This is a genomic window from Pelagibius sp. (assembly GCF_965249265.1).
Classification (GTDB): Bacteria; Pseudomonadota; Alphaproteobacteria; order Kiloniellales; family Kiloniellaceae; genus Pelagibius.
This window is the reverse complement of sequence record NZ_OZ252224.1, coordinates 4,773,059-4,787,734: the sequence shown is the minus strand read 5'-3', so window position 1 is coordinate 4,787,734 and position 14,676 is coordinate 4,773,059. Positions and strand designations below refer to the sequence as shown.

At 63.1% G+C, this 14,676-nt stretch carries 13 protein-coding genes; all 13 read left to right on the top strand.

Going from position 1 to position 14,676, the window contains the following annotated elements; all coding sequences use genetic code 11:
- Positions 1–3 precede the first annotated feature (3 nt).
- Positions 4–855, top strand: coding sequence for an ABC transporter permease (locus ACP146_RS22320; RefSeq protein ID WP_422368960.1), 852 nt, complete (start codon positions 4–6; stop codon positions 853–855).
- Positions 852–1,598, top strand: coding sequence for an SDR family NAD(P)-dependent oxidoreductase (locus ACP146_RS22315; RefSeq protein WP_422368959.1), 747 nt, complete (start codon positions 852–854; stop codon positions 1,596–1,598). Before ACP146_RS22320 ends, ACP146_RS22315 begins: the two co-directional genes overlap by 4 nt.
- Positions 1,599–1,659: 61 nt before the next feature.
- Positions 1,660–2,421 (top strand): SDR family NAD(P)-dependent oxidoreductase, encoded by a 762-nt coding sequence (locus ACP146_RS22310; protein ID WP_422368958.1) that lies wholly within the window; start codon positions 1,660–1,662, stop codon positions 2,419–2,421.
- A gap of 65 nt (positions 2,422–2,486) precedes the next feature.
- Positions 2,487–3,734 carry an ABC transporter substrate-binding protein gene (locus ACP146_RS22305; RefSeq protein WP_422368957.1) on the top strand — a complete coding sequence of 416 codons (1,248 nt, stop codon included), beginning with the start codon at positions 2,487–2,489 and terminating at the stop codon, positions 3,732–3,734.
- Positions 3,735–3,828: 94 nt separating this feature from the next.
- Positions 3,829–4,938: an ABC transporter ATP-binding protein gene (locus ACP146_RS22300; RefSeq protein ID WP_422368956.1), complete on the top strand. Its 1,110-nt coding sequence runs from the start codon at positions 3,829–3,831 to the stop codon at positions 4,936–4,938.
- Between the two features lie 36 nt (positions 4,939–4,974).
- A complete protein-coding gene (locus tag ACP146_RS22295) occupies positions 4,975–6,345 on the top strand; it encodes an amidase (protein ID WP_422368955.1) in 1,371 nt (456 codons plus the stop codon).
- Between the two features lie 68 nt (positions 6,346–6,413).
- On the top strand, positions 6,414–8,495 hold the full coding sequence (locus ACP146_RS22290) for a hydantoinase/oxoprolinase family protein (protein WP_422368954.1): 2,082 nt from the start codon (positions 6,414–6,416) through the stop codon (positions 8,493–8,495).
- A gap of 21 nt (positions 8,496–8,516) precedes the next feature.
- Positions 8,517–10,286: a hydantoinase B/oxoprolinase family protein gene (locus ACP146_RS22285; RefSeq protein ID WP_422368953.1), complete on the top strand. Its 1,770-nt coding sequence runs from the start codon at positions 8,517–8,519 to the stop codon at positions 10,284–10,286.
- Between the two features lie 44 nt (positions 10,287–10,330).
- Positions 10,331–11,062, top strand: a complete 732-nt coding sequence (locus tag ACP146_RS22280; protein WP_422368952.1) for a LamB/YcsF family protein — start codon at positions 10,331–10,333, stop codon at positions 11,060–11,062.
- 40 nt (positions 11,063–11,102) lie between these two features.
- Positions 11,103–11,339: an acetyl-CoA carboxylase gene (locus ACP146_RS22275; protein ID WP_422368951.1), complete on the top strand. Its 237-nt coding sequence runs from the start codon at positions 11,103–11,105 to the stop codon at positions 11,337–11,339.
- Positions 11,340–11,364: 25 nt separating this feature from the next.
- Positions 11,365–12,741: an acetyl-CoA carboxylase biotin carboxylase subunit gene (locus ACP146_RS22270; RefSeq protein WP_422368950.1), complete on the top strand. Its 1,377-nt coding sequence runs from the start codon at positions 11,365–11,367 to the stop codon at positions 12,739–12,741.
- Positions 12,742–12,748: 7 nt separating this feature from the next.
- Complete coding sequence (locus tag ACP146_RS22265) at positions 12,749–13,624, top strand: 5-oxoprolinase subunit B family protein (protein ID WP_422368949.1); 876 nt, start codon at positions 12,749–12,751, stop codon at positions 13,622–13,624.
- The gene (locus ACP146_RS22260) at positions 13,614–14,585 is read left to right on the top strand and encodes a biotin-dependent carboxyltransferase family protein (protein ID WP_422368948.1); all 972 of its coding nucleotides are present in this window, start codon (positions 13,614–13,616) and stop codon (positions 14,583–14,585) included. The genes ACP146_RS22265 and ACP146_RS22260 overlap by 11 nt, the downstream gene beginning before the upstream one ends.
- The last annotated feature ends 91 nt before the right edge of the window (positions 14,586–14,676 follow it).

Here is a 14,676-nt window from a genome sequence, read left to right as displayed (position 1 = left end):
CCCATGGAGAACCGGCCCTTCCTTCGCTCCGCCCTGGCGCTCTACACGGCGCTTTTCATCGGCTTTCTCTACGCCCCCTTCGTGGTGCTCGGGATCCTCAGTTTCCAGGCCGGACCCGAAGGCGGGCCGCAGTTTCCGATCATCGAATGGTCGACCTACTGGTACGAGCACATCTTCGGTCTGACGCCGCCCTCGCGCATCGCTCCCCTGCCGATCGGCGAGGCGATCGTCCGCTCTCTGACGTTGGCTTTCATGACCATGGTGACCTCGACCGTTCTCGGCACCATGACGGCCCAGGCTTTCCGCCGCCGGTTCAAAGGGTCCAGCTTCGTCTTCTATCTGGTCGTGCTGGGCATGATCGTTCCCGGCGTTCTGGTCGGCCTTGGCCTGGCGCTGGTCGCCAACAATCTGGGCATCTCCCGCGCCTGGTGGGGCACCACCTATGTGGCCCATGTTCTCTACACCTTTCCTTTTGCCTTCCTGGTCATGCTGGCGATCTTCAATCGTTTCGACAGATCGGTGGAAGAGGCGGCCTGGAGCCTCGGTGTGACGCCGACGCGCACCTTCAGAAAGGTCACCTTCCCGCTGATCTTCCCCGGCGTGCTCAGCTCCATGCTGTTTGCCTTCACGCTCAGCTACGACGAGTTCCCGCGCACACTTTTCGCTGCTGGTGCCGACCTGACCCTGCCGCTGGCGATCTACGGCACCTTCTCTGTCGAGATCCATCCGAACATCTTTGCCTTCGGCGTTCTGACGACACTGTTCTCTTTCTCCATTCTCGCCGTCTACGGAATCCTGATGTCGCTTTCGGTGCGGCGGGCAAAGAAAGCCGCCATTCAGGAAGACATCCAATGAGCCCGCTTGCGGATCATATCGCCGTGGTCACCGGTGCCGGGAACGGCATCGGCGCGGCCATTGCCCGGCGCCTGGCCGATGCCGGCGCCAAGATCGTCGTCAACGATCTGCAGATGGCGGCCGCCGAAAGGATTGCGGCAGCGATAACTGCCGATGGTGGTGCTGCCACGGCGGTCGCGGGCGATGTTTCCGACCCTGATGATGTTTCCCGGATTTTCCGGCACTGCGCCGAGGTATTCGGTGACTGCAGCCTGCTGGTCAACAACGCCGGCATCGTTCAGCAATCGCTTTTCGAAGAGCTCTCCGTCGAAGACTGGGATCGCATGATTGCCGTGCACCTGCGCGGCACCTTTCTCTGCGCCCGGACCGCGGTCGTGCCGATGCTGCAGCGGGGTGAGGGGGTGATCGTCAACATCGCTTCCCAACTGGGGCAGATCGGCGGGGTCGAACTGGTGCACTACAGCGCCGCGAAGGCGGGGATCATCGGTCTTACCAAGGCGCTGGCGCGCGAAGTCAGCAAACGCGGCGTGCGGGTCAATGCGGTGGCGCCGGGGCCGATCAACACCGAGCTGGTGCGCAATCTTTCGGAGGATTGGCGCAAGGCGAAGGCCGGCGAACTGCCGCTCGGTCATTTCGGAGAGCCCGAGGACGTTGCCGACACGGTGGCGTTCCTGGCTTCGCCGGCGGCCCGGATCTACGTCGGACAGACACTGGGGCCGAACTCCGGGGATGTGATGCTTTAGGGCGCAACGCTTTCGGTTTGCAGCCGGAAGCCCAAGGACGAAACAAAGGTTGATGAAGGCGATGACGGATCAAGGGAGCGTACTTATCACCGGCGGCGGCATCGGCATCGGGCGCGCGACCGCCCTCGCCTTCGCCGAAGCCGGCTACCACGTCATCGTAACCGACGTTCTCGACAAGGAGGGCGAAGCGGTCGCGGCGGAAATCAACGGCGGCGGCGGGGCGGCGCAGTTCCAGCATCTGGACGTCACGGACAGTAAGAATGCCGACGCCGTGGTCGCAGCCGCCGAGGCGCAGTTCGGCGCGCTCGACGTGGTGGTCGCCAATGCCGGGATCGCCCACAGGGTGCCCCTGGCAGCGATGTCCGATGAGAAGTGGGATCATACCTTCGACATCGACCTGAAAGGCATCATGCGCGTTGCGCGGGCCGCCGCTCCAGCGATGCGGGCGAAAGGAAGCGGGGCCATCGTCGCGCTCTCCTCCATCATGGGTGTCGCCTACGGTTGGGACGAGCATGTTCACTACTCCGCCGCCAAGTCCGGCGTTGTCGGACTGGTACGCGGGCTGGCCGTCGAGCTCGCCCGCGACGGCATCCGGGTCAACGGCATCGCGCCGGGCTATGTCCGCACCGCCCAGGCGCTCTCGGAAGAACATTCACTTGGGCCGGCCGGCCTGGAAAAGGCGGCCGCGTTCATACCGATCGGCCGGGTTGGAGAACCCGATGATATTGCCGACGTCGCCGTTTTCTTGGCGTCGCATGCTGCCCGCTACATGACCGGGCAGACAGTTGTGGTCGATGGCGGCCTTCTTGTGGGGAGGTACTGATACGCAGGAAGGCTGTTCAGGTCATTGGCCATTCGAACGAGAGTCATTGAAGGGAGACACTACAGATGTCTGTGAAAAATCAGCACTCTCGCCGCGATGTTCTGTCTGCGGCGTTAAAGGGAACGGTTGCTACAACGGCGTTGGCTCTGGGCGGCGGAACGCCGTTTCTGAACTCGCGTAAAGCCTATGCGGCGGCAGCCGACATTTCGAAGCAGCAGTTGCGCACCATCGGCCTCTCGGTGACGGTGCAGGAACGCATCCTTGACGAATTCCGAAGCAAGTCCGGTGTCGGCGGCACCACGGGCACGGCGGCGACGTTCCCCGATGCCCAGACCAAGATCCTCTCCGGCTCGAAGGACTTCGATTGCTGGGAGACCATCGGCGAGCGCCTGCCCGCGGTGGTGATGACCAACAATGTCGATCCGGTTGCGACCTCCGACCTGAAGAACTGGGGCAACATCCGCGACACCTTCACCAAGGTGGATCCCAAGTGGGAGAAGCGGGCACAGATCACCGGTCAGATCTGGGCAGACGATGCACAGACCAAGCTCTACATGGTGCCGACGGTCTATAACTATGACTCGATCGGTTACAACCCCTCCGTGGTCAGCGATGAAGAGGCAAACACCTGGACCGCGATTTTCGACAAGAAGTGGAAGGGGCGCTCCGGCCTCAATACCGATCCCCTGATCGCGCTGGGTCAGGCCGTTCTGGCGATGAACAGCCTGGGCATGTCCGACGTCAAGAACCCCGGGAATCCCAATCAGGCGGAAATCGATGAGGCGATGAAATTCCTCATCTCGAAGAAGAAGGAAGGCCAGTTCCGCGCGCTCTGGGGCGACTTCGGCGAGTTGGTGAACCTTCTGGCTTCCGGCGAGATGGTGGTCTGTGATGCCTGGCAGCCGGCGGTGATGGCGGTCAAGGCGCAGGGAACGCCCTGCCGCTATGCGGTGCCGAAGGAAGGTTACCGTGCCTGGTCCATCGGCATCACGCCGATCGCCGGTACGCCCAACAAGGGGGCCGTCAATGCCTATGCCGATTACTGGCTGTCCGGGCCGCCGGCCATCACCGTCTCCGAGCAGGGCTACTACTCGCCGACCACCAACGTGAAGGATGCGATGGATCCCGACCGCTATGCCTTCTGGTACGAAGGCGCTCCCTGGAAGGGCGCCCCCTCGCGCGGGATTCAGGAAGGCGACCTGCGGGACGGCGGTTCGCTGGCCGAGCGCGCGTCCAGCGTCGCCTACTGGCACCAGTGGCCCGACGAGTACGACCACGTCATCGCAAAGTGGGACGAATTCCTCAACGCTTGAGGATTCTTCCCGTCGAAAGAGCGAAGGATTGGGCCGGAGCATCCTGGATGCTTCGGTCCGACCCGGCGCTCCGATTACTGGAGGCAGACTGTTCGTGGCATACGATCTGGAACTGATCGGCGTCGAGAAGGTTTACGACAACGGCACGCTGGCCGTTCGAAACTTCGACCTTCAAGTCGAGAAGGGCGAATTCATTTCCTTCGTCGGGCCGTCCGGCTGCGGCAAGACGACGACGCTGCGCATGATCGCGGGCTTCGAATCGATCACCTCCGGAGAAGTGCGCATCCGTGGCGAGCGCATCAACGACTTGCCGGCGGAGCGGCGCCCGACATCCACGATTTTCCAGAACTACGCGCTGTTCCCGCATATGACCGTGCGCCAAAACATCGAATACGGCCTGGCGGTAAAGGGCCTGCCGGCCGCGGAGCGGCATGAGAAGGCGGACAGCATCATGTGCAAGCTGGAACTGCTCGATGTTGCGGAGCGGCGCCACGAAGGCCTCTCCGGCGGCCAGCGCCAGCGCATCGCCCTGGCGCGGGGTTTGGTGGTCGAACCGGACATTCTTTTGCTGGATGAGCCACTGGGCTCTCTCGATGCAAACCTGCGCAAGTCGATCCAGAACGAGTTGAAGCTTCTGCAGCGCAATCTCGGCATCACCTTCGTCTTCGTCACCCATGCCCAGTCCGAGGCCCTGGTGCTGTCGGACCGGGTCATCGTGATGAACCGCGGCGAGGTGGAGCAGATCAGCGGACCTTACGAGCTCTATACACGGCCGGAGACAAGCTTCGTCGCCCAGTTCATCGGGCGGAACACCAATATCCCCGGCCGCCTTCGGGGGCGGGACGGCGGCCAGGCGGTTGTCGATACACCCTATGGGGCGCTGAAGGGGCATCTGACCGACGGCTCCCTGGATGAGGGTACGAGCATCATCGCCGTGGTGCCGTCGGAGGCCATCGACGTGCATCCGCTGACTGCCGACCGCAATGCCCTGGCCGAACGCTACCGGGGCAATGTGATCGAAGGCCTGGTCGAGACCGCCGACGTGGTCGGCCATACCGTCTCCTACGTGATCAGGCTGCCGGACGGCAAGGAAGTGATGGTCGAGAGCCATACGGAAAAATACAGCGAGGCCTTCGAGGCGGGCACATCGCAGGTCTACCTGTCGTGGTTGCCGAACGAGGCCACGGTAATTGCCGCCGCGTGAGCCTTGACGGTTTGAGGATTGAAGGAGGGGTAACGGATGATCGATGCAGAAGCACTGTCGCATACCACGGCAGCGGGCATCGGTCGTCTGATCGTCAGCGGCGCCACCGATCCAGTGGAGGTTGCCGAGCACTTTCTTGCCGAAGCGGCCGAGGCCGAGAAACGGAATGTCTATCTCTGCGTAACGGCGGCGCGTGCGCGGCGGGAGGCCGAAGCGAGCCTGAAGCGTCATCGCGAAGGGCGGGCCGTGGGGCCGCTCGACGGCGTGCCGCTATCCTGGAAAGACCTGTTTGACCTTGCCGGCAGCCCGACGACGGCCGGTTCCGCCTTATGGCGTGACAGCGAAGCGGTGGGGCAGGATGCGCCGGTGGTCGCCAACGCCGCGGCGGCGGGCATGGTCTGCCTTGGAAAGGTCAATCTGACCGAATTCGCCTATTCGGGCCTCGGTCTCAACCCGCATTACGGATCGCCTGCCAATCCCCATGACGCGGCCGTCACGCGGGTGCCGGGCGGGTCCAGTTCGGGCTCCGGTGTCAGCGTCGCCGAGGGATCGAGTCCCTGCTCGATCGGTACGGACACCGGTGGGTCGGTGCGCATACCCGCGGCTTTCAACGGCCTCGTCGGCTACAAGACTTCCGAGCGCCGGATCGACAAGTCCGCTGTCTTCCCGCTCTCCGATACGCTGGATACCGTCGGCCCGCTTACGCGCTCGGTCGAGGATGCGGTGCTGCTCGACATGGTCCTGCGGGGCCAGGTTACCGGCGGCGTGCGCCGGGCGGACCTTTCAAGCCTGCGCCTCGTCATTCCCGAAAGCGTGGTCTTCGAGGGTATCGAGGAAGCCGTCGCGGCGAACTTCGAGCGCTGCATCGAGCGCCTGGCAGAAGCCGGTGCCGGCATCGAGCGCCGACGCTTTTCTCTGTTCGAAGAAGTCGAGGCGGTGACCGCCGAACACGGCTCTCTCACCGCCGCCGAAGCCTATTTCGTGCACCAGGAGCGTATCGACGGGGATGACTGCGCGAGGATCGACCGCCGTGTCGTCGACCGGATTCTGGGTGGCAAGCGCATGTCGGCCCGCGATCTTCTCAGCGTTCTGCATAAGCGCAACCGCCTCATCGCCGCCTTTGGCAAGGAAATCGACGGCGCTTTGCTTGCGATGCCGACAGTCGTGCATACCGCGCCCGAGGCCGCGCCCCTGGAGGCGGATGACGAACTGTTCCATGAGGTCAATCTGAAGACGCTGCGCAACACCATGCTGGGAAACTTTCTGGCCACCTGTGGTCTTGCCCTGCCCTCCGGCCGCGATGCCAGAGGGCTGCCGACCAGCATTCTGTTCTCTGCGCCGGGCGGTCACGACGAGAGGCTGTTGTCTTATGGGCTGGGGATTGAAAGCGCGCTGTCAGAGGTCTGATGCCGCGTGTTCTCTCGTAAGGCGGCAGACCGGCTGAAGAAGATGAAGTGATGGAGGTTGAAAGAGAAATGACCAAGATTGGCGTTGATGTCGGCGGGACGTTTACCGACCTGGTTCTCGAAACCACCAGGGACGGCACGAGTCAGGTGCACGTTCACAAGGTTTCCAGCACGCCGGAGGACCAATCAAAGGGCGTTTTGCGCGGCATCAAGGAGATCTGCCAGGCGGCACAGGTCGAACCGGGCGAGGTAAAGCTTGTTGTGCATGGAACGACGGTCGCCACCAACATCACGCTGGAACACAACGGTGCCGAGGTCGGTATGCTGACGACGCGGGGATTCCGCGACATCCTGCATATCGCCCGTCACAAGCGGCCGCATAATTTCTCGATGCAGTTCGATGTTCCCTGGCAGTCGCAGCCGCTGATCAAACGGCGCAACCGGATCCCGATCTCAGAACGGATTCTGCCGCCTTCCGGTGCGGTGGATACACCACTCAATGAGCAGGAGGTTCGAGAGGCGGCTGAGTTGTTCAAGAAACGCGGTCTGACCGCGGTGGTCATCGCGTTTCTTTTCTCTTTCCTGAACAACCAGCATGAGCGCCGGGCAAAGGAGATCATCCAGGAAGTGCTTCCCGACGCCTATGTCTGTTGTTCCTCCGAGGTGGTCGATGTCATTCGCGAGTACGAGCGCTTTTCCACCACCGCCATGAACGCCTATGTCGGGCCGCGGACCTCCGGTTATCTGCGAAACCTGGAACGTAGCCTGAGGGAAGAAGGCTTCAACGCAGAGCTGCGGATCATGCAGTCGAATGGCGGGATCGGCACGGTCGAGACATGTTCGGAAAAGGCGGTGACGATCCTCATGTCCGGTCCGGCTGGCGGCGTTATCGCTGGCCGCTGGGCCGGGGGGATGTCGGGGGTCGATAACCTCATCACCGTTGATATCGGTGGCACCTCTGCCGATATCAGCACGATCCCGGCCGGCGACATCAAGATCATGAACCCGCGCGATACCTACGTCGGCGATTATCCGGTTCTGGCACCGATGATCGACCTGGCGACCATCGGTGCGGGGGGCGGGTCCATCGCCTACCTCGACGAAGGCGGCGCCTTTCGTGTGGGTCCGCGCTCGGCCGGGGCCGACCCGGGGCCGGTGTGTTATGCCAAAGGCGGTGAGGAGCCGACGGTCACCGATGCACAGGTGGTTCTCGGCCGGCTTGATGCCGACAAGTTGCTGGGCGGCGACCTGAAAGTCGATCCCGACCTGGCGCGCCAGGCCATCGACGAGAAACTGGCCAAGCCCATGGGCCTGTCGGTCGAAGAGGCAGCCCTCGGTATCATAAAGATCGTCAATAACAACATGGCCCTGGCAATCCGCGCCAACTCGGTGGCCCGTGGCTTTGATCCGCGCGACTTCGCCTTGATGCCTTTTGGCGGCGCGGGCCCGCTACACGGCGTCGCCCTGGCGCGCATCGTCTCGGCCAACGAGGTGATCGTGCCACCCGCCCCGGGCATCACGGCGGCGGTGGGGCTGCTGGTGACCGACATGCAGTACGAGTTCACCCGCTCGGTCCTCGCCATCCTCAACGATGCAGATCAGAAGACCTTGGATAACATCAATGTTCATGCAGAGAAGCTTGAGCAGCTCTGCCGCGAACGGCTGGTGGCGGACGGCGTGCCGCCGGAGAAGCATCGCTTCGTCAGGATCGCCGAATGCCGCTATCAGGGCCAGGGCTTCGAGCTGCGGGCGGAGATGCCGGGTGGTCCGGTGACCTTGGAGAACAAGGACATCGTGATGCAGAACTTTCACCGCCAGCACAAGCAGGATTATGGCTACGCCTTTGAGGGTTCGCTGGTTGAGGTCGTGACTCTGCGCGTCATCGGCGTTGCGGATGTCGAGAGCCTGGAATGGCCGAAGCTCGCAAAAGCCAATGGTGCCGGGATCGACAGCGCCTTTCTGTTCAACCGGCCGACGACCTTCGATGACGGCCAGACACTGGAGACGCCGCGCTATGACCGGGGAAAGCTCATGGCCGGCCATGAAGTGCCGGGACCGGGGATCGTCATCCAACACAATTCGACCACGTTGGTACCCCCGGGGTGCACGGCCCGGGTTCTGGAATCCGGCAACATGCATGTGACCGTCTAATTTCAGGTTGGAGAGCGAAACATGACCAGCAAGGAAGTCGATCCCATCACCCTACAGGTGATCGCCGGTGCCTTCGACACCATCGCCCAGGAGATGGGGCATGTGCTTTATCGCATGTCTTTCTCCTCGATCATCCGGGAGTCGCAGGATCTCGGCGCCGGGTTGTTCGACGCTGACTTCAACACGCTTTGCGAGTCGGACTCGACGCCGCTGCACATCGGTTCGATTCCCGGCTACCTGCGCGGCATCCAGGACTCGTTGCAGGGCGGTGTATGGCACGAAGGCGATATCGTCATCCATAACCACCCCTATTACGGCGCCAGCCACTCGCCGGACATTGCCGTGGTGATGCCGATCTTCTGGCAGGGCGAGCTGGTCGGGTTCTCGGCCAATACCGCCCATCATGTCGATATCGGCTCGGCGACCCCCGGCCTGATCATCGACATACCCGATGTCTTCGCCGAGGGTATGTTGTTTGCCGGCATCAAGCTCTACGAAAAGGGCCAGCGGAACGAGGCGATCTGGCAGTTCCTCGGCCACAACAGCCGCATGCCCAAACAGTTGCAGGACGACATCGAGGCACAGATCGCCTCGGTCAAGCTTGGCGCCCGGCGCTTTGTCGAACTGATCGAAAGCTATGGCAAGGAAACGGTATTGACCGCTTCCGGCCAGTTGATGGACTACTCGGAAGGTATTCTGCGCAGCAGGATCGCCGAGATTCCCGATGGCGAGTACTATGCCGAGGGTTTCCTGGACGATGACGGGCGCAACCGGGACACGCGCTTGCCGGTCAAGGTCTGCGTGCGCGTCCAGGGCGATTCGGTCGAGGTCGATCTGACCGGTTCGGCCGACCAGGTGCCGACTGGCTTCAACGTCCCCTTCGAGGGCTCGACCAAGGTCGCCTGTTTCTTCGCCTTCCGGGCGCTGCTTCTGGATACCGCAACCTCTGAGGAGTACGTTCCACAAAACGAAGGGTCTTTCCGTCCGATCAAGGTGATCGCGCCCAAGGGATCGATCTTCAATCCGGAGTTCCCCGCAGCGGCCGAGGCCCGTTTCACCCAGTGCAACCGTGTTATCGACCTCATCGTGAAGGCGCTGTCGCCGGTTCTGCCGGAGCTGGTCACTGCAGGCAATTCCGCCAGCCTCTCCTTCGTTGCCTATTCCGGTATTCGGCCGAGCGGCGACTACTGGGTGTTTCTGGAGGTCAATGAGGGTGCTTATGGCGGGCGACCACAGTCCGACGGGCCCGATGCCATAGACAACCTGATGTGTAACACCCGCAACAATCCGATCGAGGATCTTGGCATGCACCTCCCGATGATCTGCGACCGTTATGAGTTGCGCGACGACGTCATGCCGGGGGCCGGTCAGTACCGTGGCGGAATCGGCGTGGTCAAGGCGCAGCGACTGCTGACCGATGGTTCGATCACCCACGAGAACGAGCGCCATCTCGATACGCCCTGGGGCGCATTCGGCGGGGCGCCGGGCGCGGTCGGCAAGGTCGAGGTCTACAACGTCCTGGAAGACAGAGGGATAGAGCAACTGCCGGCCAAGTTCTCGGGCGTGTCGGTGAGAGCCGGCGATGTGATGGCCTTCTACGCACCCTGCGGCGGCGGCTTCGGCGATCCGCTGGAGCGCTCGCCCGAGCAGGTCTGTGAGGACGTGCTCGATGGATTTTGCACAACGGAGCACGCCCGTCAGGCCTACGGCGTGGTCATCACCGACGATGAGGACGTCGACCTTCCGGCGACTGAGGCGTTGCGGGAGCAAATGCGTCAGCAGGTGGCGTGAAGGGATATGGGCGATCAACCGATTTTCGAGAACGGGAAAAGCTGATGGCATTGGATATCAACTGCGACATGGGTGAGAGCTTCGGGCTCTACAAGATGGGCGATGACGAGGGCATCATGCCTTTCATAACCGTAGCCAACGTCGCCTGCGGATTTCACGCTTCCGACCCGACCGTGATGCGCCAGACGGTGCGTTTGGCGAAGGCCAACGGCGTGCGGGTGGGCGCCCATCCCTCCCTGCCCGACCTGCAAGGCTTCGGACGCCGGGAGATGAAAATGCGCCCCGACGAACTGACGGCCTGCATCCTCTATCAGGTGGGGGCTCTGAAAGCCTTCCTCGATGCCGAGGGTATGGCGCTGAACCACATCAAGCCGCATGGCTCCCTCTACGGCATGGCTGCGCGGGACAAGGCGGTAGCGGAGGCCATCTGCGATGCGGTTGCCGTCTACGGCGTCCCTGTTTATGGCCTCGCCGGCACCCAGCAGGAAGACGTCTGCCGGGCCCGCGGCATGACCTTTCTGGCCGAATACTTCGCGGACCTCGGCTACGACAAGGACGGCGGGCTGATCATCACCCGTGAGCACGAAGCCGTCGATCCCGCAGACTCCGCGGCGCGCTGCCTGCGGGCCGTTCAGGAAGGTCGCGTTGCAAGTGTCGAGGGCAACGACATTCCGGTGCGGGCGGAGACGGTCTGCGTCCATTCCGACACGCCCAATGCCGTGGAGGTCGCGCAGGCGGTGCGCGGTGCTCTGCAGCCTTTCATCAAGGCTGCATGACCACGCAAAAACTCAGATCAGCCGATACAGGAATTAGAAGATGACCCAGATACTCTCGCCACTGCCCGGTACGTTCTACCGCAAGCCTTCGCCGGACGAAGCGCCATACAAGTCGGAAGGCGACAGCGTTGCCGTGGGCGATGTGATCGGCCTCATCGAGGTGATGAAATCGTTTCACGAGGTGAGGGCCGAAGCAGGCGGAACCATCAAGTCTTTCGCGGTTGAGAACGAGGACCCGGTGACGGCGGGTCAGCTACTGGCCGAGTTGGAAGGCTGACGTTGGTGGGGCCGGATCGTTCGATATGAAGATAGAGACCCTTCTCATTGCCAACCGCGGCGAGATCGCCGTCCGGATTATCCGGGCGGCGCGGGAACTGGGCATTCGCACGGTTCAGGTCTACAGCGATGCCGATGCCGAGTCCCTGGCGGTGAAAATGGCTGATGAGGCGGTGAACATCGGCCCGCCCCAGGCGGCGAAGTCTTACCTAAATGCCGCCGCGCTTCTGGACGCAGCGGCCAAGACCGGGGCCGATGCGGTTCATCCCGGTTATGGCTTTTTCTCTGAGAACGCGGACTTCGCCGATGCCGTTGTGGCGGCAGGCCTGATATTCGTCGGTCCCTCCGGCGACACCATTCGCCTGATGGGCGACAAGGTTGCCGCGCGCACGACGGCGGCCGCTGCCGGCGTCCCCACGGTGCCGGGCAGCGACGGGCGCATCGACGACCTGGCGGAAGCGCGGCGGCTGGTCGAGGAGATCGGCTTTCCGGTCATGATCAAGGCCGCCGCCGGTGGTGGCGGACGGGGAATCCGCATTGTCGATGATCTGGCGGCCTTCGATCAGATGGCGCCGCAAGCCCGGGCCGAGGCGCAGGCCGCCTTCGGCGATGGTGGGATCTACGTAGAGAAGGTCATCCGGGACGCCCGGCATGTCGAGGTCCAGGTGCTGGGTGACGGCGCGAATGCGATTCACTGCTACGAGCGCGAGTGCTCGCTGCAGCGCCGCCGCCAGAAGGTCTGGGAGGAAGCCCCGGCGGCAACGCTGCCGCAACCGGCCCGAGAGGCGCTTTGCGCCGCAGCGGTGCAGCTTGCTTCCGCCGTAAACTACCGCGGCGCCGGCACGGTGGAGTTCCTCTACGACGACGCCAGCGGTGATTTCTACTTCATCGAGATGAACACCCGCATTCAGGTCGAGCATCCGGTGACAGAGTTCGTCACCGGTATCGACCTGGTAAGGGAGATGATCAGGGTCGCGGCGGGCGAGCCGCTTTCCTTGCGACAGGACGCCGTGCGGCTGCATGGCCACGCCATCGAGGTCAGGATCAACGCCGAGGACCCGTCGAAGAACTTCATGCCCTTTCCCGGCACGGTCGACGTGTTTACCGCCCCCGGCGGGCCGGGCGTGCGCTTCGACAGCATGCTTTACGGCGGCTATGCCATCCCGCCCTTCTACGACTCTCTGCTCGGCAAACTGATTGTCCATGACGACACGCGCGAGGCGGCGATCGAGCGCCTGCGCCGCGCGCTGCGGGAGCTCGATCTCGGCGCACTGAAGACGACAAAGCCGCTGTTCACGGTTCTGGCCGACGACGAAGACGTTCGGCGCGGCGCCTTTCACACGCGCTGGCTGGAACACTGGCTGGAAGAAAACGCAGGCCGCCTGTCAGGAACGGGAGAGTGATGGAACGATGAAAACGAGATACACCTTCGGAGGGGACGAGCACATCTTCGTCGAGATGGACGAAGAAATGTCGCTCGATGCGTTCTTCAAGAGCCTTTCCATGACCAATGCGGTGCGTGCGGCGCAGATCGACGGCGTGACCGAGGTCTGCCCGGCCAATGCCAGCTTCCAGGTGAAGTTCGATCCCGACAGGATAAAGCCGGACGACATGCTGGCTGAGTTGAAGGCCCTGGAAGCGGTTGCGGAGAAGGCCGAGAAACGCCTCAACACCCGCATCATCGAGATCCCGGTGTTCTATCAGGACCCTTGGACCCATGAGACGCTGATGCGCTTTCGCGAGCGCCATCAGGACCCGGAGGGAACGGACCTGGACTATGCGGCGCGGATCAACGGCTACGACAGCGCCGCCGACTTCATCACCGCGCACCATTCCTCGCCCTGGTTCGTCTCGATGGTCGGTTTCGTCGCCGGCCTGCCGTTTCTCTATCAGCTTGTGGAGCGCGAACGTCAGCTCGAGGTGCCGAAGTATCTGCGCCCGCGTACCGACACCCCCAAACAGACCGTGGGCTACGGCGGCTGCTTCTCCTGCATCTACTCGGTGCGCGGCGCCGGCGGGTACCAGATGTTCGGCATCACCCCGATGACCATCTACGACCCGGCCCAGACGACATCTTACCTGCGGGACTTCATGGTGTTCTTCAGTCCCGGCGACATCGTGAAATGGAAACCGATCGACCGGGCGGAGTACGACGCGACCCTGGCCGATGTCGAGGCCAACCGCTACGAGCCCCTCATCAAGGAGGTCGCCTTCGACCTGACCGCCTTCAACGCGGACATCGACGGCTACAACGCAAAGCTGATGGAGGCGCTCCATGGCGTTTAAGGTCGTCAACCCGGGCCTCTTGAGCACTGTCCAGGATCTCGGCCGTCCGGGATACTTCCATCTGGGCATTCCCATCTCCGGGGCCATGGACCGCTTTGCCCTGCGCGCCGCCAATCTTCTGGTCGGCAACGACGAAGGCGCCGCGGCGCTGGAATGCGTGTTCCTGGGCCCGCAGCTTGAGTTCGAGAGCGATGCAACGGTTGCCTTTACCGGGGCCGACATGCCGGCGCGTGTGGACGGCGAGGAGAAACCGGGCTGGACGGCGTTCAAAGTGCGTGCCGGGCAACTGCTGACCTTCGACTACCTGAAGGCCGGTGCGCGGATCTATATCGCCATCTCCGGCGGAATTGCCACGCCGCCCGCGCTGGGCAGCCGCTCCACCTATCCGATCGGCGCGCTTGGCGGTGTCGAAGGCCGCCCTCTGGCCGTGGGTGACATCGTGCCCCTGGGCGAAGGCGGCGGCGCGGCGGAAGGGCGCAGCGTCCCCGAAGCGCTGCGCCGTATGCCCGGCGCACCGGCCGAACTCAGGGTGCTGCCCGGTCTCTACTGGCGTTTGATCACCGAGCAGTCCGGGCAGAACTTCTTCGACGACGAGTGGAAAGTGGCGCCGGAGGCGGACCGCATGGGCTATCGCTTCCGGGGCGGCCGGCCGATCGAATTCGAGGCGCGCGAGCAGCCCTTCGGCGCCGGTTCCGACCCCTCCAACATCGTCGACGGCTGTTACCCCTACGGCTCCATACAGGTGCCGGGCGGGACGGAACCGATCGTCCTGCACCGCGATGCGGTTTCGGGTGGCGGTTATTTCACCCTGGGCGCGGTGATCTCGGCGGACATGGATTTTATCGGCCAGCTGCAGCCCCACACGGCAACGCGCTTTGTCCGTGTCGACATGGCGGCGGCTCTGGAAGCGCGAAAGGAGCGGCGACTGCTGCTTGAGAAGGTTCGGGGGGCGCTGAGCTAGCCCGGAAAGAATGAGGAGCGAATAGATATGCATTCTGTTCTGGTCTCGGCCCTCTGGCCGCAAAGGAACGACTCTTTGGTTTTCAAGGCTA

Bases quoted from the DNA above. Each gene is read 5' to 3' on its own strand.
- ACP146_RS22285 (WP_422368953.1), top strand. From the start codon at position 8,517: ATGACCAGCAAGGAAGTCGATCCCATCACCCTACAGGTGATCGCCGGT.
- ACP146_RS22275 (WP_422368951.1), top strand. From the start codon at position 11,103: ATGACCCAGATACTCTCGCCACTGCCCGGTACGTTCTACCGCAAGCCT.
- ACP146_RS22315 (WP_422368959.1), top strand. From the start codon at position 852: ATGAGCCCGCTTGCGGATCATATCGCCGTGGTCACCGGTGCCGGGAAC.
- ACP146_RS22265 (WP_422368949.1), top strand. From the start codon at position 12,749: ATGAAAACGAGATACACCTTCGGAGGGGACGAGCACATCTTCGTCGAG.
- ACP146_RS22310 (WP_422368958.1), top strand. From the start codon at position 1,660: ATGACGGATCAAGGGAGCGTACTTATCACCGGCGGCGGCATCGGCATC.
- ACP146_RS22295 (WP_422368955.1), top strand. From the start codon at position 4,975: ATGATCGATGCAGAAGCACTGTCGCATACCACGGCAGCGGGCATCGGT.
- ACP146_RS22280 (WP_422368952.1), top strand. From the start codon at position 10,331: ATGGCATTGGATATCAACTGCGACATGGGTGAGAGCTTCGGGCTCTAC.
- ACP146_RS22260 (WP_422368948.1), top strand. From the start codon at position 13,614: ATGGCGTTTAAGGTCGTCAACCCGGGCCTCTTGAGCACTGTCCAGGAT.
- ACP146_RS22320 (WP_422368960.1), top strand. From the start codon at position 4: ATGGAGAACCGGCCCTTCCTTCGCTCCGCCCTGGCGCTCTACACGGCG.
- ACP146_RS22270 (WP_422368950.1), top strand. From the start codon at position 11,365: ATGAAGATAGAGACCCTTCTCATTGCCAACCGCGGCGAGATCGCCGTC.
- ACP146_RS22305 (WP_422368957.1), top strand. From the start codon at position 2,487: ATGTCTGTGAAAAATCAGCACTCTCGCCGCGATGTTCTGTCTGCGGCG.
- ACP146_RS22290 (WP_422368954.1), top strand. From the start codon at position 6,414: ATGACCAAGATTGGCGTTGATGTCGGCGGGACGTTTACCGACCTGGTT.